We start from the raw sequence: 17,984 nt of genomic DNA, 5'->3' as shown, positions 1-17,984 counted from the left end.
CGGCATCGACGCGAGACGCCGCGGGCGCCGGCCCCTCGTGGGGGACGGCGCCCGCGGCGTCGTGGGCGTCAGCGCCTGGGTCAGGCGGAGTAGCCCCGGGTGGCGATCCAGTTGGCCAGGTCGATCGTGGTGATCCAGTACGCCGGGTCGGCCGCGTTCGCCGAGTCGGCGATCCGCACGGTCCGGCCGTTGTCCTTGTAGCCCACGACGGCGATGTAGTGCCCACCGCCGTAGGAGTGCCAGCCGCCATTGGTGTCGGTGGCGTCGCCGACGACGTTGGCCACCACGCCCCGGCCGTCGGTGATGGCCTTGACGACGTCGGCCTGGAGGCGGTCCATCTGCGCCGGGCTGGGCGTGCCCGCGAACATCCGGGTCTGGTACGGGGAACCCTTCACCTCGGCGTTGAGCACCCGGGTGGTGTCCTCGGCCGAGTTGGTGCCCATCTCGGTGGTGCCCAGCTCGGCGCCGAGCTCCTCCTGCGTACGGTCGATGCCGGTGGCGCTGAGGGCGTTGCGGGTGGCCGCCGGGCCGCAGTTGTAGTACGTGTTCTGCGCCTCGTAGTCGTAGTCGAGCACCTTGGTCGCGGGCGGCTTCGGCGGCGTCGGCTTACGGGTGAGGTCCGGGTTGCTCGTGGCCTTCGCGGCGGGCGACGCGGCGCTGGTGGCCGGGGCGGCAGTGCTCGGCACGGCCGAGGGGGACGCGACGCGCGCCTGGTCGCGGGACGCGATGGTGTCGCTGCGCATCTCGGCGACTGTGGTCGCGGTGTGCTCGCTGGCCGGGGCGCCGTCGGTGCCGGCGAGCAGGGCGCCGGTCGTGGTGGCGATCGCGAGGGCCGCGGCGGAGGCCGCGACGATCTGGTACGGGCGCTCGGTCGCGAGGCGACGGAGCTGACGCTGCAGGGTGTGCTTCACGGGGTCCTCCACGGTTCGGGGGGTGAGCGGCACACCGGGCTCGGCCGGTATCCGGGCAGGCGCCAGCGCGCGAACCGTGGTCCGCGGATGGTGAACCGCTCAGGGGAACGCCCGGCGCGGCCGGGCGGGAAAGGCGGCGACCCGGGGGGTCAGCTCACCGTCACAAGGCGGATGAGCGGGGGCGCCGCGACGCCGTGGAGGCGGGGGAACAACCGAGGGGTGGAAAGGTGCTGCACGAGGATGGAACTCCTTCCGTCACCGCCTACCGGGTTAGCTGACGGATTCGGGCGGGAAGATCGCCCTACCGCGGGCCGTGGCTCGCGGATTCACCCCGGACTTACTGTGGGTCCCCGGTTCGTAGATCACGATTGAGCGGGTCGGCACGGCGTCGCCTCCTGCGATCGGTTACCGCACCGGACAGCACGACAGTACTGGCCAGTGCGGACCCTGCCAAGCCACGCCCACCTGCGTAAACATCGTTTGGCGCACCAATTTCTGCGCGTATTGCCGCTGACGTGACTCGATGGGACAACCGGTTCCGGAGGCGCCGACGGGCGACAACCGGACAGGCTGCCGGCAACGCCGCCGCAATCGCGCGAACATTGGCCGCCGATGGTGCCGGTCGCCCGATTTCCATCGTCCGTGACGGGCCTCACATAACAGATCGGGCTCAACCGACCCGGGCCGGACGCCAGCGTGTCACGACTGCCGAACGCGACGCCCGGGTCGTCGTACGGCGCGACGGCAGCGGGTTCGGCCGCAACCGGACCGCCGCCGCGTACGCCTCCTCGGCGAGCGTGCGTGCCGACTCGGCGGCCAGCTCCGCGTCCCGCCAGGCCGACCGCTCCCGCTCGTCGGCGGCCCGGTGGTCGGCCAGCCTCGCGTCACGGATCGCCCGGGTGAGCAGCACCTCCTGCTCGACCGGGTGCCGGCGGGGATCCCAGCCGCGCCGGTGCCCGAACACGTCACCGAGCTGAGTCATGGTCAACTCGCCGCGCCAGTGCGCCGCCATCGCGGCACGGTGCAGGTAGCGCTCCCGGGCCGCGTACTCGGCCGGGGTGTGCGGGGTACGTGGGGTCGGCAGCGCCCCGGCGGTGGCGAACCGACGGGCTGCGGTGTCCGCCTCGTCGTACCGGGACCAGGCGGCCTGCGCCTCTTCCTGAGTGATCAGCCAGTCAGCGCGTCGTCGCCGGGCCGTCTGCGCCGCGCGGGCCGCGGCCACGGCCACCTCTTCGGCGTAGCGGCGCAGGTCGGCGAGTTCGGCGGCGGCCACCTCCTGGGCGGTGGGCGGCGGCATCGGCTCGGAGGCGGTCGAGTCCGGCTCGGGACGGGCGACCAGCACGGCGAGAACGGTCAGCGCCAGCAGGAACAGGGCCGACCAGATGGCGGCGGCCTGGGGCACCTCGGTCAGGAACTGGTAGAAGACGACGGTCTCCATGGTCGGCACCTCGGGAGAATGCGCGTTGCGACGGGGAAGCCGCACGAGGGTCGGTGACCCGCGGGTCGGCTGGTACGGACTGGTGTGTCGACAGGTGCGGTGGCGGGACGCTCGATCGGGGCCTCGGCGCTGCGGCGGGGCGGCTCAGCAGCCGGTGCGGTGGCCAGTGGCCGGCGCGGAGGTCAGTGACCCGGTGCGGGTCAGGAGCCGGTGCGCGGTCAGTGACCCGCCGTGATTCGGTGCTCCGGTGGGGCCCGGGGAGCGCGGGCGGCCGGATTGTTGGCGCGGGGTGACCGCTCGGAGACCGCCCGCGCCGGCGTCACACCGGTCGACGTGGCGACCAGGGTGCGCGAAGTGCCGTGCAGCGCGGGCTGCGGGTCGGCGGACCACGCCGAGCCGGCCTCGTCAACGGCGGCGGACTCGTCAACGGCGGCGCTGTCGCGGGTGGCGCTGTCGCGGGCGGCGGTCTGGTCGTCGTCGACGATGGACGTCGCGGGCCCGGTGCTGGTCACGGCGGCGGGTCGGTCGGGCGACGCGGGCGGCTCGACTGCGGACGTCGCCGAGGCGGCTGGCGTTGGCGACCCCGGAAGGGCCGTGGTCGCGCCGAGCGCGAGGGCGGCGATGACGGCGAGGCTGGTCAGCACCCGTGTCGCCCAGCGCGCCACCCACCACAGGGGACAGGTGAGCGCGACCGGAAGCACGTCCCCACGCTACCGCCGACGACGACCGTGCGCATCGACGCCGGGCGTGTCGGCTCACGCCGCGCCGACCGCGTCCGGCCTGGGCGGATGGGTCAGCGCGAGTCGGCGTACGTCGATCGTTCGTCGGTCCGGCCTGCGCCGGGGGCCCGGTCGTCGGTGTCGCCGGTGCGCTGTGGAGGGACGGCCGACGGCCGCTTCGGGCGGCGCGGCGCGAGCCGGCGCATCATCGGGGTCTCGACGTAGCGGTGCAGCAGCCCGGCGAGCACCAGATTCACCAGCAGGAACCCGAGCACCACCGCAGGGCCGCGCCAGCCCCGGAAGCCGGTCCCCCAGTCGCCGCTGAGCCGCAGCACGCTCGTCATGACCAGCACGTGCACCAGGTAGAAGGCGAAGGAGACCTCACCGAGCCAGACCAGCGGGCGGGAGCGCCACGGCGAGCGCCGGCCCCGCACGTCCGCGTCGGCGGCAGCGGTGATCACCAGCAGGTACGCGATGGCGAGCAGCGTGGTCCACCACTGAGCGGGGATCCACTGCGCGGCGGTCACCCAGGTGACCACGAAGATCGCGGTGGCCGCCGTCAGCCGCGGCCCGCGCCAGAGGCCGCGCAGCATCAGTTCCGCCGCCACCGCGCCCAGCCAGAACTCCAGCGACCGCACCGGCGGGAAGACCTGGGTGAACCACCAGCGGCTGACCTCGGGCACCAGGTGCTGCGCCGGCCAGAGCGCGAGGATCAGCAGCGGCAGCGCGATGATCAGCGTCCAGAGCACCGACGGCCGGGCGCGGCGCAGCAGGGGCAGCGCCAGCGGCAGGCACAGGTAGAAGAAGAACTCGCAGGACAGCGACCAGCTCACCGTGTTGATGCTGTAGAACCAGCCCGGCCGGGGGTCCCACGCCTGCAACAGCAGCACGTTCTCCAGGGCGGCCGCCGGCAGGACGGGGTCGGCGAACCACCAGGCGACCAGCAGCGCGGCCGCCCACAGCACCAGGTGGTTCGGATAGATCTTCGCGACCCGCCGCCGCCAGAAGGCTGCCCGGGAGTCGCCCGGGCGGGCCGACCAGACCAGCACGAAGCCGCTGAGGATGAAGAAGAACTGCACCCCGGACAGGCCGAGGGTGAACAGCCCGTCGACCACCGCCTTGTAGTCCGGCTCGGCGATGATCCGCATCGTCCCGGCGTGAAAGCCGAAGACGAGCAACGCGGCGATCCACCGCAACCCGGTCAGTGAGGGCAGCCGGGCCACAGCGGGCGCGGGCGGCGCGGCCGGCGCGTCGGTGGTGCTCGTCATGCCGGGGTCCCGACGCTTCGCAGGGTCACCAGCACGTACGTCTCCTCCTCGGCGCGCGGCGTCGGACGGCGCGACGGCGACGCCCGCGACGGCCCGACAGGACCGCACCGAGGCACCCTACCGGGTCACTCCCGGGTGAACCGGGCGGCCGTTGTTAACCTTCCGCTTCGCGGGTGTTCAGGGATTCCACCTTCCTTCGCCACGTGCGGTTCCGGGGCTGGCCACCCGCGTCGTCAAAGGTGGCGACGTGGTCAATGAGCCGACGCACGCGCCGCTGCTGAGCATCGTCGTGCCCGTCTACGGCGTCGAGGCGTACCTGTACCAGTGCCTCGAGTCGATCCGGGCGGACATCCCAGCGGGTGAGTCGGACGCGGTCGAGCTGATCGCCGTCGACGACGCCTCCCCGGACGGCTGCGGTGCGATGCTGCGGTCCTACGTCGCCGGCCACGACGGCGTGCGCGTCGTACACCTGAGCAAGAACGTGGGTCTGGGCCTGGCCCGCAACGCGGGCCTCGACGTGGCCACCGGCCGGTACGTCTGGTTCGTCGACAGCGACGACTGGCTGCCGCCGGGCACGATCGGCGCGGTGCTGGACCGGCTGCGCGAGCACCAGCCCGACGTGCTGATGCTGGACCACCTGCGGGTGCACGAGGACGGCCGGCGGGAGGTCGACGCGAGCAGCCACCTGCTGCGCGGGGTACCGGGCGTGGCCCGCCTGGCCGACCAGCCGCAGCTGCTGCGGGTGCAGCACACCGCGTGGAACAAGGTGGTACGCCGAGCCTTCCTCGACGAGCTGGAGCTGCGCTTCTTCCCCGGCTGGTACGAGGACATCCCGTTCAGCCACCCCCTGCTGATCGGCGCGGAGAAGATCTCCGTGCTGGACCGGGTCTGCTACCTGTACCGGCAGGGCCGCCAGGGCGCCATCACTTCCACCCGCAGCGGCCGGCACTTCGACGCGTTCAGCCAGTACGAGCGGCTGATGGACTGGGTCAACCGCCGGTACCCGGACGAGGGCCTGCAGGCCGAGCTGTTCCAGCTGATGATCAACCACTACCTGGTGGTGGTCGGCAACGACGACCGGCTGCACCCGCACCTGCGGCGGGCCTTCTTCCACCGGGTCGCCGAGCACTACCGCCGCTACCTGCCCACCGGCGGCTACCCGATGCCCTCGGGCGTGACCGGGCTCAAGCACCGCCTGGTGGGGCGCGGTGACTGGCTGGCGTACTCGGCGCTGCGGCAGGCGCACCGGGTCGCGGGTCGGTTGCGCCGGCCCGGCCCGGCCGGTGGTGCCGACGCTAGCACCGGGTCGCCGCCGGCCGACGACGACCCTTCCCGACCGGCGGTGCCCGCGAGCACGTCGGACGCCGGGCACACGGCCGCCGAGGTCACCCCGGACCGGTCGGACGCGCTGGCCGGCGGCCGCCTGTCGTGACCCGTCGCACCGCACCGCACGCCGGGAGCCACGTCGGCTCCCGGCGCCGGAGTTTTCCAGGTCGTCCGCCCGTCGGGTGGACGACGACAGCACCACCGCACCCCGGTGCGGGCGTCCCTGAGCAGAGGTCGGAATGACGGCGACAATCAAGATCGGACCGCACGCGGTCGGTGCCGGGGAGCGACCCTTCGTGGTCGCCGAGATGTCCGGTAACCACAACGGCGACCTGGACCGGGCGCTGGCCATCGTCGACGCGGTGGCCGAGAGCGGGGCGCACGCGCTCAAGCTCCAGACGTACCGGCCGGACACGATCACGATCGACGTCGACAGCCCGGCGTTCCGCATCTCCAGCGGCCACGAGCTGTGGGGCGGGGAGAACCTGTACCGCCTCTACGAGCGGGCGCACACTCCGTACGAGTGGCACGCCCCGATCTTCGCCCGGGCCCGCGAGCGGGGGCTGACGGTCTTCTCGTCACCGTTCGACGCGACCGCCGTGGAACTGCTGGAGTCGCTGGACGCGCCGGCGTACAAGATCGCTTCGTCGGAGCTGGTGGACCTGCCGCTGATCCGGCTGGTGGCCAGCACCGGCAAGCCGATGGTGATCTCGACCGGGATGGCGACGGTGGCCGAGATCGACGCCGCCGTGCGGACCGCCCGCGACGGTGGCGCGGCGGGCATCGTCCTGCTGGCCTGCACCGCGTCCTACCCGGCGCCGCCCGCCGACAGCAACCTGCGCCGCCTGCCGGTGCTGGCCGGCGCGTTCGACGTCCCGGTCGGGCTCTCCGACCACACGCCCGGGATCGGCGTGGCGGTCGCCTCGGTGGCGCTGGGCGCCTGCTTCATCGAGAAGCACGTGACCCTGGACCGGGCCGACGGCGGCGTCGACTCGGACTTCTCGCTGAACCCGGCGGAGCTGACGGCGCTGGTCGCCGAGTCGGGCCGCGCGTACGCGGCGCTGGGCGGCACCGCGATCGGCCCGACCCCGGCGGAGCAGGAGGGGCTGCGGTTCCGCCGTTCGCTGTTCGTGGTGGAGGACGTCCGGGCTGGCGACCCGGTGACCGCACGGAACGTCCGGTCGATCCGGCCGGCCGGTGGGCTGGCCCCGGTGGAGATCGACCGGGTGCTGGGCCGCACCTTCGCCACCGACGTTCCGCGCGGTACCCCGCTCAGCTGGGACCTGATCTGACCGACCCGGCCCGGCTCAGCTCAACCGTGTGGCTGGGCTGAGCTGGCTCCGGTCGAGCCGGGCTGGCAGGACTGAGCTGGCTTGCAGGACTGATGCCGGCGAAGCTGGGCTGACAGCGGCGGGGCCTGGGCTGACAGCGGCGGGGCCTGGGCTGACAGCCGCGGGCCTGGGCTGATGCCGGCGGGGTTGGGCCAGGCCGGCCGGCGCCGGGCTGCGCCACACATGGCGTGCGGCCACGATCCGCCGGGCACGACCCTGTTTGCGTCCTGTCGAGCTGCCCCAAAGGTGGGGCATGGCGTGTGCTCCCGGTACTGCCCCATATTCGGGGCAGCTCGACAGGCACCACCGACACCTGCGGCAGCACCGCCGCACACCGACAGCCGCGCGGCAGCACCGGCAAAACACCAAACGGCCGCGACGCCACCGACGCACGCCGACACCTGCGACGCCACCGGCAAAACACCAACAGCCGCGACGCCACCGACACAGGCCGACAGCTGCGGCGTTCCGAGCGTCAGTCGCGGTCGGTTGGTCCGGCGTAGTGGCGGGGGGCGAAGCCGACGGTGACCACCAGCTCGGCGACGCGCAGGGTGCGCCAGAGGATGGTGCCGTCCACCGGAGTGCCCAGGCCGTGCCGGCGCCACCAGGTCGCGATCGGCACGTCGGCCAACTTGCAGCAGCACTCGGCCCGGGTCCACCGGGCCCAGAAGTCACCCGCGCCGAAGCGCCGGGCCAGTGCCGGGGGCACCGGGGCGTCGGCGCGCTCCGCGTCGATGGCCGCGCGCCAGCCCGGCACGAGCGGGCCGTACCAGCCGACGCAGCGTCCGTCGTCGAGATGACTGCGGGTCGTCGCGTCGGCCAGCTCGGCGGCCGTACCGATCCGTAGATGCCGTTCGGCGCTGGCGAGCAGTCCCGGCACCGGGCGTGCCGTCCCGGACGACGGCGGCGGCGCGGCCGGGCCAGCGTCGACCGGGCCAGCGTCGACCGGGCCAGCGTCGACCAGGCCGGGCGCCGGCGGCAGTACCGGCCGCAGGTCAGATGGAGGCGGCACCGTCTACCACGATGACCTGGCCGTTGATGTTGGTGTGCTCACGCAGCAGCATCCGCACCACCGGTACGACCTCCACCGGCTCGGTCAGGTGGCCGGACGGGGTGCGGCGCACGATCTGGTCGAGCTGCGTCGGGCCGAGCACGGCGGACATCTCCGAGGCGAAGAAGCCGGGCGCGACCGCGTTGACCAGCATCCGGCCACCGAGCTCCCGGGCGAGCGAGCGGGTGGCGGCGTCCATGCCGCCCTTGGTGGCCGAGTACGCGACCAGGCCCGGAAAGCCGCGCTGCGCGCAGATCGAGGTGATGTTGACGATCCGCCCCCGCAGGCCCTTGCCGAGCATCCGGCGGATCACCAACCGGGTCAGTTGCAGGGGCGCGGTCAGGTTGGTCTCGATGATCCGGGCGATGTCGTCGGTGGCGGTGTGCACGTGCAGGGAGTCTTGCCCGACGGCGGCGTTGTTGACGATGCCGTCGATCGGGCCGAGACGCTGCTCCACCTCGCGGACGAAGCCCTGGGCGGCACGCAGGTCGGTGACGTCGACCGAGCCGACGTGCACCCGGTCGGGGTGCTCGGCGGCGAGCTTCTCCAGCTCCGGGGTGACGGTACGGGCGAACGCGGCCACCCGTACGCCCGCGTCGAGCAGGTCGGTGACGATGGCCAGGCCCAGCCCTCGGGAACCGCCGGAGACGAGGACCACTGAGCTGGGGGGAACGAGCTGGGTGTCGGCGGGGTCAGACATCGCTCTTCAGGGTCTCCTTGACGGGAATCTCGGACAGCACGCGGATCCTGCGGGGTACCGCGTGCTCGGGCAGCCGGTCGGCACACCAGCGGACCAGCGCCGCCTCGTCCGGCACGCTGACGGAAGGGTCGGCCGGGTTGGCGAGGCCGTCGGCGACGGCCGGGGTGAGGACCACGTCGGCGACCACCATCCGCCCGAGCACGGGGGCCCGGCGGCCGGTGACCCGGGCCCACGCCACGTTCGGATGCCCGGTCAGCACGCCGCGGACCACACCGGCGGAGACCTTGCTGCCGCCGACGTTGATCTCGTCGGAGTCCAGTCGGCCGGTGATCAGCACCCGCCCGTCGACCACCTGCACCCGGTCCCCGGTGCGGACCGGGCCGGCCAACCCGGCCCCGTGGTACGGCGAGGTGACGACCAGCTCGTCGTCGTGGACGGAGAGGGTGGGTCGGCCCGCGGTTTCCCGGTCCAGCCACTCGACCGGGAACCCGGCCCGCCCGTCGTGCACCACGATGGACGCTCCGACCTCGGAGGACGCGTAGATCCAGGAGATCCGGGCGGCGGGAAAGACGTCCCGCAGCTGGTCCAGGATCGCCTGGTCCACCGGCTCCCCGCCCAGGGTGAGCTGGCGCAGCGGCACCCGGGCCAGCGCGGCGGCGTCCCGGTAGAGGGTGCGCCGCCAGAAGGTCGGCGTGCCGGACGCGGCGTCGACCCCGTGCGCGGCGGCGACCGCCGGCCAGTCGTCCAGCTCGTCCGGCTCGACCACCACCAGGTGCTGACCGGGCCGGGTCAGCGACAGGGTCACCACCTGCCACCAGGCGTACGTGCCGGGGGCGTAGGGGCACAGCCAGGTCCGGTCGGGCTGGTCGGCCCGCACGGTGGTCAGCGTGTCGAGGGTGTGGCCGACCCGCTTGGGGCGGCCCGTCGACCCGGAGGTGAGCAGCCACAGCCGGCCGGGCTCGGCGGCCCGAGGGTGGGTCGGCATGCTCGGATGCGCGCCGTCGTCGTCGAGGACGGCGACGGTGAACCCGGCGTCCAGCAGCTCGGCGCGCATCGTCGCGTCGACCCGACTCGCGGTGCTGAGCAGCAGCTCGGTGCCGTGCACGGCGTGCTGCCGCGCGGCGGCGAGCGCGTGCCCGGCGGAGTGCGCCAGCACCGCGGCGGGGTCGGGCAGCGTCGGCGTCGGCAACGTCCGCCAGGTCAGCGGGGCGCCGCCGACGACGAGGCGGTTGTCGACGCCGGCCGGCTCTGAGCCCGCGGCGGCCGGACGGGGTGTCGCGACGGTCACTGCTGCTGGAGCTCGACGAGGAAGTCGAGGACGTCGCCGACGGTGGCGATGCGGCGCAGGCCAGGGGCGTCGAAGTTGAGCTCCTCCCCCGTCTCGTCCTCCACCCGCAGGGCCAGCTCGGAGAAGTCCAGTGACCGGAATCCGATGTCCCGCAGCTGCGCCGCGTCGTCGGCGGGCAGCTCCTTGTCCTGGTTCTTCAGCACTTGAGCCATGAGGTCGCGGATCTGCGCGCGACTCAATTCGTTCATACGCCGGAGTCTACAACCCAGCGAATGGATAACTGCTTTCCCGGTAGGCCCGGGTAAGGTGCTCCGACCGGACGTGAACAGACAGGAAAGCGAGAGCACGTGCTGCGCGAAGCGACGGCGGACGACGTTCATCTGATGTTGTCCTGGCGTAATCAGGAAACCAACCGTCAGGTCAGCAAGACCAGCCACGAAATCACCGCCGAGGAGCACGCCCGGTGGTGGTCGGCGGTGCGCGACGACCCGACGCGGCGGGTGCTGGTGTACGTCCGCGACGACAGGCCCTGCGGCGTGGTCACCTTCTTCGACCTGCGGCTGGACGGCCCTCGTACCGGCGCGTGGGGCTTCTATCTGGACGCTGACGGGCTGGCCGAGCGGGGCGAGACGCTGCCGGCCTGGCTCGGGGTCATGTCCGAGGCCGTGGAGTACGCCTTCGACGGGCTGCACCTGGCGCGGCTCGACGGGGAGGTGCTGGAACACAACACCGTGGTGCGGCAGATGAACCGGCGTTTCCGATTCGTCGAGGGCACACCGCGACAGGAACTGTCCGGGGGTCGGGAAATCACCGTCATCCCGATTTCGTTGGCGCGCGAGGACCGCCGCCAGCGCTGATTGTCGGCGCAATTTCCGGACCGGCCCGACACTATTAACCGCCCGTCCGCCCGGTGGACATCCGCCGTTCACGAAACCCGATGTCCACCGGGGCGGAAGGGGTCCACGGGTCAGATTCGGCGCCAGGCCGCCCAGTGCTGCTGCGCGTTGCCGCCGAGCCGGACGAAGCCGTACTTCGCGCCGTCCCAGTCGTCCGGTTGGCCGGGCGCCCAGCGGGTGAACACCACCTGCGCGGCCGCGGGCGGCTGCTCGCGGAACCACCGCACATCGGTCCAGGTCACCTGGTGGCTGAGATTGAACCGCAGGATGTAGTGCACGCCGGTGGAGGCCCAGACGCGCTCGCCGGGGCGTACCCCGACGTCGGCGACCCGGGGGGTCGGCGCGGTGCTCGCCGCCATCGGCCGCACCAGCCGCTGGTCGATCACCTGCATGGTGACGAGGTTGACCACGACCAGGGCGCCGAGCACCGGCAACCGCAGCCGGGGCACCCGGACCGCGGCCACGAGCAGCACGCACGCGCCGATGCCGAGCAGCGACCCGACCACCGGGCGCATCTCCCGCCAGCCGCCGGTCAACGCCATCAGGTCCGGTGCCCCGAAGCCGCCGTAGCGCAGCGAGTGCCCCCGGCTGGCCACGTACGCGAGGCGGACGGCGACCAACGCGCCACCGGCGACCAGCAGGCCCACCGCGACCGCCGCCCGACGCCGCACCACCCGACGCTCCGCGGTGAGCAGCACGCCGAGCCCGACCAGGAGCCAGAACGGGGCCAGCATCTGCACGTAGCGGCCGTAGATCGCGTCCAGCGGCTTGCCGGTGATCCCGGCGAGGATCACCGACGCGCCGCCGGCCACCCCGACAGTGACCACCAGCGCCACACCCATCGTCCAACGGATGGCGTCGCCGTGGCGCGGGCGCCACAGTTCCCGGACGGCGGCGGCCCAGGCGACCCCGGCCAGGCCGAACGTGATCACCACGAGGTACCAGAGCTGGGTGGTGACGGCCGCCGCGACGCGGACCACCCCCTGCCCCGAGGCGACCGCGGCGACCGTGCCACCGCCCGGGGTGCTGCCCAACAGGTAGACCTTGTCGCCGAGGACGTGGATGCCGGCCTCGTTGACCAGCGCCATGGCCAACACCGGCAGCAGCGCCGCGAGCACCGCGACGGCGGTGATCCGGCGGCGGACGAACAGCAGCAGGACCAGCCCGGCGTGCACCGCCACGATCACCAGGCCGCGCGAGTGCAGCAGGTGGAACGCGCCCACCAGCAGGCCGACGGTGGCCGCGGCGAGCGGGCCGGGACGCTCGATCCAACGGTGTACGGCGAGCAGCCAGGCGACCACCAGCGGCGCCATCACCGTGTCGATCATGGCGACACCGGCGTAGAAGGCGGTGGCCGGCAGCGTGGCCGCCACCACCGCCGCGAGCAGCGCGGACGCGCGGGGCAGTCGGAGCACCCGCCGGCCGAGCAGGTACGCCAGTGGCAGCAGCGCCGAGTTGACCATCGCGTTGATCAGCTGGACCAGCCGGTAGCTGTCGGTGAAGTCCCGGTCGCCGAGGAACGCGGGCGAGATCAGCATCGGGTAGCCGACGCGGCGGAGCAGGTCGTTCTCGCTGCTGAACCCGCCCGGTCCACCAGCGAGGGCGCGGGCGGTGTTCAGATAGCTGTCCTCGTCGGTGTGGGCGATCGGCAGTGCGATGTGCCGCGACAGCCACATCCGCCAGGCGACGCTGAGCACCCAGCCGACGAACAGCAGCAGCGGCATCAGCCACCGGCGCGCGGGTGTCGCGGGCGGTGTCCCGGTCGGGACCGCGGGCCGTTCCATCACGTCGCTGCCGGATGTCATCAACGCCTCCTGAACTGCCGGCCGTGCCGGTAGGCGTGCCCACCGGTGGGCACGCCTACCGGCCGGTGACGCTCGGGGATGACCCGCTCGCACCGAGGCGGTGCGGATGTCGGGTGAACGCGGGAAACGACGGCGCGCAGAGGCTGCGGGTCGCTCGCGCGGCCACTGTAGCGGCCGTTTCCGGCCTGGTCAGCCCGCTTTCCGGACGGTTGGAAATGTTCGCCCGCGCGCTGCTCGCCATTCACGACGGCAGGGGCAGCGGTTAACCCGCGAGCGCCGAGGCGTTAACCCGCCGGGGTTAGCGTCTCACCCCGGTCGGCCGGCCGAGGGCCGCCGGTTCATCCACGATCACGGGAGCACCAAATTGAGTGAGTTGAATGGATCGTCCATTCTGATCACCGGGGGAACGGGTTCCTTCGGCAGGACCTTCCTCCGGCACATCCTCACCGAGGCCGACCCCGCCCGGGTGGTGGTCTTCTCCCGCGACGAGCTCAAGCAGTACGAGCTGCGCCAGCAGCTCGGCGACGACCCGCGCCTGCGCTGGTTCATCGGCGACATCCGGGACCGGCACCGCCTCACCCGGGCGATGCACGGCGTGGACCACGTGGTGCACGCCGCCGCGCTCAAGCAGGTGGACACGGCGGAGTACAACCCGTCGGAGTTCATCGCCACCAACATCACCGGCTCGCAGCACGTGGTCGACGCCGCGATCGAGGCCGGCGTCAAGAAGGTCATCGCGCTCTCCACGGACAAGGCGTCCAGCCCGATCAACCTGTACGGCGCCACCAAGCTGGTCGGCGACAAGCTGTTCGTCTCGGCCAACCACTACGCCGCGCACCACCCGACCCGGTTCGCGGTCGTCCGCTACGGCAACGTGGTCGGCAGCCGCGGTTCGGTCGTCCCGCTGTTTCACCGGCTGGCCGCCGAGGGCAAGAGCCTGCCGATCACCGACAAGCGGATGACCCGGTTCTGGATCACCCTGGAGCAGGCCGTCCAGTTCGTCATGGACTCGTTCGACCAGATGCAGGGCGGCGAGCTGTTCGTGCCGCGCATTCCCAGCATGCGCATCCTCGACCTGGTCGAGGCCGTCGCGCCGGACGCCACCACCCACGAGATCGGCATCCGGCCCGGCGAGAAGCTGCACGAGGAGATGATCGCCCCGGACGACAGCCGGCGGACGCTGCGCGCCAAGGACCGTTACATCGTCCAGCCGACCATCGCCGGCTGGGGCTACCAGCCGCCGGTCGACTGCGAGCCCGTGCCGGACGGCTTCGCCTACCAGTCGGACACCAACGACGAGTGGCTCAGCGTGCAGCAGCTACGCGAGATGCTCGGCCTCACCGCATGACAGCGATGCTCCCGTACGGCCGACAGTCGATCAGCGAGGACGACATCGCGGCCGTCGCCGACGTGCTGCGCGGCGACTGGCTCACCACCGGGCCGCAGGTCGACGCGTTCGAGGCCGACCTCGCCAGGTGGACCGGCGGGGTCGGCGTCGCCAGCGTCTCCAACGGCACCGCGGCGCTGCACGTGGCGTACGCGGCCGCCGGGGTGGGACCGGGCGACGAGGTGGTGGTCCCGCCGATGACGTTCGTGGCGACCGCCAGCAGCGCCGTCGCCCTCGGCGCGACGATCGTGTTCGCCGACGTCGAGGACGAGACGTTCTGCCTGGACCCGGCCGCGGCCGCCGCGGCGGTCACCTCGCGTACCAAGGTCGTCTCCGCTGTCGACTACGCCGGCCACCCGGCCGACTACGACGCCCTGCGCACGTCGGTCGAGGGCTCGGACGCGTTGCTGCTCGCCGACGCGGCGCACTCGATCGGCGGGACATACCACGGCCGTCCGGTGGGCTCGCTCGCCGACCTGACCACGTTCTCGTTCTTCCCCACGAAGAACCTGACCACCGCCGAGGGCGGCGCGGTCGCCGCGCTGGATCCGCGCATCCTCAAGCGGGCCCGCCGGTTCCGCGGCGTGGGCGTCGTCCGCGACCGCGCCGAGCTGCGCTTCGCCGACGAGGGTGGCTGGCACCAGGAGGTGCACGAGTTCGGGCTGAACTACCGCCTGCCGGACGTGCTGTGCGCCCTGGGCCGCAGCCAGCTCCGCCGGCTCGCCGCGTTCAAGGCCCGCCGGAGCGCACTGGTCGCCCGCTACGACGAGGCGCTGGCCGACCTGGACGGCGTGCTGCTGCCGACCCGCAAGTCGTGGGCCGACCCGGCCTGGCACCTCTACCCGATCCGGGTGCTCGACGGGCGTCGCCGCGAGGTGTACGACCGGATGCGGGCCGCCGGGATCGGCGTGCAGGTCAACTACCTGCCCGTGCACTGGCACCCCGCCTTCGCCGACCTGGGCTACCGGCGCGGATCGTGCCCGGTGGCCGAGTCGTTCTACACCCAGCAGCTGTCGCTGCCGCTGTACCCGGGACTCAGCGACGCCGACCAGGACCGCGTCATCGACGCGCTGGCCGTGGCCCTGCGGGCCGGCTCGGTGCGTACCGCCGCCTGATGGGAACCTGATGCACCACGCGAACCACTTCTACGGCCACGCCCACGTGCTGGCCCGCTACGCCGGCCTCGGCGACCGGCATCCCCCGCGGATCAACGGGTACGTGCAGCACGGCTGGAACATCGGCGACGGTCTGGCCCCGGGCCACCCGTACGCCGAGGGCACTCCGAGCCTGCTCTGGTCCGAGCAGACCCGCCGCCGGGCCTGGTCGGTGGGGCGGCGCAACGTCGTCGTGATCGGCGCCCCGTTCACCTACCTGCTGGCCATGCGGCCGGAGAACCCGCCGGCGCAGGAGCGGGAGGGCACCATCTGGTACCCGTTCCACGGCTGGGAGGGCCAGCACGTCAAGGGCGACCACCGGGAGCTGATCGCCCGCATCCGCGACACCGAGCCCGGCCCGGTCACGGTGTGCCTCTACTGGCACGAGTACGGCATGCGCCACGTCCGCCGGCTCTACGAACGCGCCGGGTTCCGGGTGATCTGCCACGGCTACCGGGGGCACTGGTGGAAGGACACCGACCCGGAGTTCCTCGACAAGCAGCTGACCGAGCTGCGCCGGCACCGGCGGGTGGCATCCAACCGGCTGACCAGCGCGATCTTCTACGGCATCGCGGCCGGCTGCGAACCGGCGGTCTACGGCGACCCGATGATCCTGTCCAACGAGGACCCGACCTTCGGCGGCACCGCCCGCATCCGGCGGCAGTGGCCGGAACTGCACGGCGCGAAGGTCGACCTGCCCACCGCGGTCTCGATCGCCCGCGCGGAGCTGGGCACCGACCACCGCTGCACACCGCCCGAGCTGCGGGAGCTGCTCGGCTGGGCGAACCTTCCGGAAGAAGAAGAGGACGACAGTGACGACTGAGACGGCACCCGCCGGCCGGATCACCCTGCCGGGCGGCGAGATGCTGGCCTGGTCCGACCTGCCCAAGGAGCGGTTGGCCGACGGAGGGCCCCTCGCCGCGCTGGCCGCCCGGATCGTGCCGCCCGGCGCCCGGGTCCTGCTGGCCGGCCCGCACGACCCGGCGCTGCTCGTCCGGCTCGCCCACGCCGAGGTGACCTGCCTGCTGCGCAGCCACCCGGACGCGGTGGCGCTGGCTCAGCGGGCCGCCCGCGTGGTCGTGGGCGGCCCGGCCGGGCTGCCCGACGACGAGACGTACGACGTGGTGATCGCCGCCGCCGGACTGGACCCGGTGGAGTCGGTGGAGGGCACCCGGCTGGGCTGGGACGGCGTGCTCGCACGACTGGTCGCGGCGGTACGCCCCGGCGGCGCGCTGCTGCTGCGCCTGGACAACCCGCTCGGGCTGCACCGGCTGGTCGCCACCACCCCCTGGTACGCCGCCCGCGACGACTCCGCCTGGGTGATCGGTGGCGTGCTGGACCAGGCGCACCCCGCCAACCGGGACCAACTGCGCGAGCGGCTCACCGGCGCCGGGCTGCGCTCGGTCGCCTGCTGGGCCGCGTACCCCGACGGCGCGACCGCGACGGCGCTGCTCGACGCCGACCAGCTCGACCGGGGCGCGGGCTGCGGGCTGTTCGACGCGGTGCTGCACGGCGCCTGCGCCGGGGCCTTCGGCACCGCGACCGTGCTCCAGGACCCGGCCCGGCTGGCGGTGGACGCCCTGCACGCCGGGCGTGCCGCCGATCTCGCGCCGGCCTGGCTGATGCTGGCCCGTCGGCCGGGTGGGCCCACGGACGCCACCGTCGACGGGGACCTGCCGGTGGCGCTGGCGCAGACCGGGCAGTCCGGCCAGCCCGGGATCGGTGTGCTGGAGGTGCTCGACGGCCCGTCGGGCTGGCGGTGGGGCCACAGCGCCGGCACTGGCGCCGGCACGAGCACGCCGGCCGCGCCGTTCGCCAGCCGCGAAGCCGCGTACCGGGACCCGGCCGCACTGTCCGGGCCGGTGCCGACCGGGCGGCTGCTGCACACTGTGCTGCTCGACGCCGCGCTGCGCCGCGACCTGGCGACGCTGCGCACGCTGCTGCACGGGTACGCGGGCTGGCTCGCCGGCCAGGCCGACGCCGACGGCCGACTCGCCGGCGCGGCGGCGCTGGCCAGCACCGACAACATGGTGGTCAGCGGGGAACGCTACGCGGTGCTCGACCCGAGCTGGCGGGCCACCGACACGCTGCCCGGCGACGTGGTGCTGGCCCGCGGCCTGTGGCGCTTCGCGGCGGCCCTGCTCACCGGCGGGTACGCCCACCCGTGGTCGTCCACTCTCGACGTCGCGGGCCTGACCGTGGTGCTCGGCGGGCTCGCCGGCCACGACCTGGACCGGGCGACCGTGGCCGAGGCGGTGCAGGCCGAGGCGGCGATCGCGGCCACGCTGCACGGCCTGGACGCCAACGGCCGCGCGACCCTCGCCGCCGAGCTGCAGGCCGTCGAGCCGACCGACCCGCCGGTCGGCGCGCGCAGCTACCAGCAGCTGCGTGAGGCGTGGCTGCGGCAACGCGAGGAGATCAGCCGGCTCGCCGCCCTGACCCGATGGACCGACGAGCTGCTCACCTCCCGGGAGCGGGCGCTGCGCCGGGCCGAGGCGAAGATCGGCCTGCTCAGCGGGTCCATCAGCTACCGCGTCGGCCGGCTCGCCATCACCCCGGCCCGGCTGGCCAAGCGGGGTGCGCGTGCCGCCAAGCGGCGAGCTCGGGCGGCGCTCGCGCCGAGGCAGGAGGAGCAGCAGTGACCGGCGACGACAACGCGTCCGCGACGGCGAGCCGACCGGACCCGACGGCCGACACGGGAGCGGCCGTC

16 protein-coding genes and 1 riboswitch are annotated in these 17,984 nt (G+C 73.3%); of the genes, 7 read left to right on the top strand and 9 right to left on the bottom strand.

Features of this window, described 5'->3' with window-relative positions; all coding sequences use genetic code 11:
- Positions 1-80 precede the first annotated feature (80 nt).
- The 4 genes from ABZT87_RS15395 to ABZT87_RS15380 form a co-directional block, all read right to left on the bottom strand.
- A complete protein-coding gene (locus ABZT87_RS15395) occupies positions 81-923 on the bottom strand; it encodes a C39 family peptidase (RefSeq protein WP_355136081.1) in 843 nt (280 codons plus the stop codon).
- Between the two features lie 232 nt (positions 924-1,155).
- A riboswitch (cyclic di-AMP (ydaO/yuaA leader) is annotated at positions 1,156-1,296 on the bottom strand.
- Between the two features lie 285 nt (positions 1,297-1,581).
- On the bottom strand, positions 1,582-2,349 hold the full coding sequence (locus tag ABZT87_RS15390; protein ID WP_355136079.1) for a hypothetical protein: 768 nt from the start codon (positions 2,347-2,349) through the stop codon (positions 1,582-1,584).
- Positions 2,350-2,567: 218 nt separating this feature from the next.
- Positions 2,568-3,050, bottom strand: a complete 483-nt coding sequence (locus ABZT87_RS15385) for a hypothetical protein (RefSeq protein ID WP_355136077.1) — start codon at positions 3,048-3,050, stop codon at positions 2,568-2,570.
- A gap of 92 nt (positions 3,051-3,142) precedes the next feature.
- Entirely contained in the window at positions 3,143-4,336 is a 1,194-nt protein-coding gene (locus ABZT87_RS15380) for an acyltransferase (RefSeq protein ID WP_354855113.1), read from the bottom strand.
- Positions 4,337-4,583: 247 nt separating this feature from the next.
- Between ABZT87_RS15380 and ABZT87_RS15375 the strand changes: the two genes are divergently transcribed.
- Together ABZT87_RS15375 and pseI are read left to right on the top strand one after the other, a co-directional pair.
- Positions 4,584-5,768: a glycosyltransferase gene (locus ABZT87_RS15375; RefSeq protein ID WP_355136075.1), complete on the top strand. Its 1,185-nt coding sequence runs from the start codon at positions 4,584-4,586 to the stop codon at positions 5,766-5,768.
- A gap of 133 nt (positions 5,769-5,901) precedes the next feature.
- Positions 5,902-6,954, top strand: a complete 1,053-nt coding sequence (gene pseI, locus ABZT87_RS15370) for a pseudaminic acid synthase (protein ID WP_355136073.1) — start codon at positions 5,902-5,904, stop codon at positions 6,952-6,954.
- Positions 6,955-7,468: 514 nt separating this feature from the next.
- Here the strand turns inward: pseI and ABZT87_RS15365 are convergent.
- From ABZT87_RS15365 to ABZT87_RS15350, 4 genes are read right to left on the bottom strand one after another with little or no spacing between them, the layout of a single operon-like run.
- Positions 7,469-8,005 carry a hypothetical protein gene (locus tag ABZT87_RS15365; RefSeq protein WP_355136071.1) on the bottom strand — a complete coding sequence of 179 codons (537 nt, stop codon included), beginning with the start codon at positions 8,003-8,005 and terminating at the stop codon, positions 7,469-7,471.
- Positions 7,989-8,744, bottom strand: a complete 756-nt coding sequence (locus ABZT87_RS15360) for an SDR family NAD(P)-dependent oxidoreductase (RefSeq protein ID WP_354855109.1) — start codon at positions 8,742-8,744, stop codon at positions 7,989-7,991. The genes ABZT87_RS15365 and ABZT87_RS15360 overlap by 17 nt, the downstream gene beginning before the upstream one ends.
- Positions 8,737-10,032 carry an AMP-binding protein gene (locus tag ABZT87_RS15355; protein WP_355136069.1) on the bottom strand — a complete coding sequence of 432 codons (1,296 nt, stop codon included), beginning with the start codon at positions 10,030-10,032 and terminating at the stop codon, positions 8,737-8,739. Before ABZT87_RS15355 ends, ABZT87_RS15360 begins: the two co-directional genes overlap by 8 nt.
- Positions 10,029-10,280, bottom strand: coding sequence for an acyl carrier protein (locus ABZT87_RS15350; RefSeq protein ID WP_354855107.1), 252 nt, complete (start codon positions 10,278-10,280; stop codon positions 10,029-10,031). The genes ABZT87_RS15355 and ABZT87_RS15350 overlap by 4 nt, the downstream gene beginning before the upstream one ends.
- Before the next feature lie 99 nt (positions 10,281-10,379).
- Between ABZT87_RS15350 and ABZT87_RS15345 the strand changes: the two genes are divergently transcribed.
- On the top strand, positions 10,380-10,889 hold the full coding sequence (locus tag ABZT87_RS15345; RefSeq protein WP_355136067.1) for a GNAT family N-acetyltransferase: 510 nt from the start codon (positions 10,380-10,382) through the stop codon (positions 10,887-10,889).
- A 110-nt stretch (positions 10,890-10,999) separates the two neighbouring features.
- Here ABZT87_RS15345 and ABZT87_RS15340 read toward each other — a convergent pair whose 3' ends face one another.
- On the bottom strand, positions 11,000-12,733 hold the full coding sequence (locus ABZT87_RS15340; RefSeq protein ID WP_355136065.1) for a hypothetical protein: 1,734 nt from the start codon (positions 12,731-12,733) through the stop codon (positions 11,000-11,002).
- A 364-nt stretch (positions 12,734-13,097) separates the two neighbouring features.
- On the opposite strand from ABZT87_RS15340, the gene pseB reads away from it, so the two are divergent.
- Genes pseB through ABZT87_RS15320 form a run of 4 tightly spaced genes read left to right on the top strand, consistent with a single transcriptional unit; the run spans position 13,098 to position 17,916 of the window.
- The gene (gene pseB, locus ABZT87_RS15335; protein WP_354855104.1) at positions 13,098-14,081 is read left to right on the top strand and encodes a UDP-N-acetylglucosamine 4,6-dehydratase (inverting); all 984 of its coding nucleotides are present in this window, start codon (positions 13,098-13,100) and stop codon (positions 14,079-14,081) included.
- Positions 14,078-15,235, top strand: coding sequence for an aminotransferase class I/II-fold pyridoxal phosphate-dependent enzyme (locus tag ABZT87_RS15330; RefSeq protein WP_355136063.1), 1,158 nt, complete (start codon positions 14,078-14,080; stop codon positions 15,233-15,235). The genes pseB and ABZT87_RS15330 overlap by 4 nt, the downstream gene beginning before the upstream one ends.
- A 10-nt stretch (positions 15,236-15,245) precedes the next feature.
- The gene (locus tag ABZT87_RS15325; protein WP_355068162.1) at positions 15,246-16,097 is read left to right on the top strand and encodes a hypothetical protein; all 852 of its coding nucleotides are present in this window, start codon (positions 15,246-15,248) and stop codon (positions 16,095-16,097) included.
- Positions 16,087-17,916, top strand: coding sequence for a class I SAM-dependent methyltransferase (locus ABZT87_RS15320; RefSeq protein WP_355136061.1), 1,830 nt, complete (start codon positions 16,087-16,089; stop codon positions 17,914-17,916). Before ABZT87_RS15325 ends, ABZT87_RS15320 begins: the two co-directional genes overlap by 11 nt.
- Positions 17,917-17,984 lie beyond the last annotated feature (68 nt).

This window comes from Micromonospora sp. NPDC005237, assembly GCF_040607775.1.
In the GTDB taxonomy this organism is placed as follows: Bacteria; Actinomycetota; Actinomycetes; order Mycobacteriales; family Micromonosporaceae; genus Micromonospora.
Note: the sequence above shows the minus strand (reverse complement) of the source record. Positions and strands in the feature narration are given on the sequence as shown.